2 protein-coding genes are annotated in these 1,027 nt (G+C 32.4%); both read left to right on the top strand.

The features are described from left to right. Window positions 1-436 (top strand): hypothetical protein (locus GH664_RS22635; RefSeq protein ID WP_228111680.1); only part of this gene is annotated, 436 nt, incomplete at its 5' end. 102 nt (window positions 437-538) lie between these two features. Next, window positions 539-817 carry a hypothetical protein gene (locus GH664_RS22630; RefSeq protein WP_153163759.1) on the top strand — a complete coding sequence of 93 codons (279 nt, stop codon included), beginning with the start codon at window positions 539-541 and terminating at the stop codon, window positions 815-817. Window positions 818-1,027 lie beyond the last annotated feature (210 nt).

Raw genomic sequence — 1,027 nt, 5'->3', positions numbered from 1 at the left:
TGATGCTGTGGCTGAAAAACTCAATTGGGAATTTGAAGAAGGTGAAGACAAACCAAAGAATGTAGATGAGTTAATTAATTACTTCCAAAATGTCATTGAAGAAAATAGTAAGCCTGAATACTCTAGTGAAGAAGTTGAAGCACTAGATAATTTCGTAAAACAAGGTGGAGATTTAAAGAAGTATCTGACTATTGATGCTGAGTTAGATTTAGATGATATTGATATTGAAGATGAAGCTAATCAGAAATTGGTAGTAAAACAATTACTTAAAGAAAAAGGGTTCTCTACTAAGAAGATTGATAAGTTAGTAAGTAGATACGAAGAAGCTGGATTACTTGAAGATGAAGCGCAAGACGCTTTAGAAGATCTGAAAGAGATTAAAGAAGAAAGGAAGAAACAGCTATTAGAGGATCAGAAAAAGGCTTATCGTGAATAGTTACAGAGACAACAGCAATTCTATGATAACGTTGTTAGCGAAATAAAAGGCTTAAAGAATATACGTGGTATTACAGTCCCTGAAAAAGATAAAAAGGTTTTAATGGATTATATACTTAAGCCAGACACAGACGGTAAAACAAAGTACCAAAAGGACTATGCTAAGGGTGGTGTTAAGAATCTGATAGAATCAGCATACTTTACAATGAATGCTGACAAACTTATTGAAGCCGCTAAACGTGAAGGAAACAATTCAGCTATTGATAAGTTTAGACGAAGTTTAAAATCTAGTAGTATTACTACTAAATCTAGAAAACAAGCTACGGGTTCTGATGATGATCCAATTTGGTTCTCAGCTGCACGACAACTGCGTATATCATAATAATTAATTATTAAATAAAAAAATTAAATTACTAGTATTTTATGGATAATAATATTCTTAATAACCTCCAATTATACAAAGGTAAATGGTTTTCTGATTTGATCGACACTAATAAGATTAGTCTCGCTTCTCAGCAAAGACCCTATGAGGTATCTACTATCCTGTCATACGTATTTGGTACTAAAGATAATGGTTACAGTACTTCTCTTG

Source organism: Thauera sp. 2A1, assembly GCF_009469595.2.
GTDB lineage: Bacteria > Pseudomonadota > Gammaproteobacteria > Burkholderiales > Rhodocyclaceae > Thauera.
This window is presented reverse-complemented; position numbering and strand designations above follow the sequence as displayed.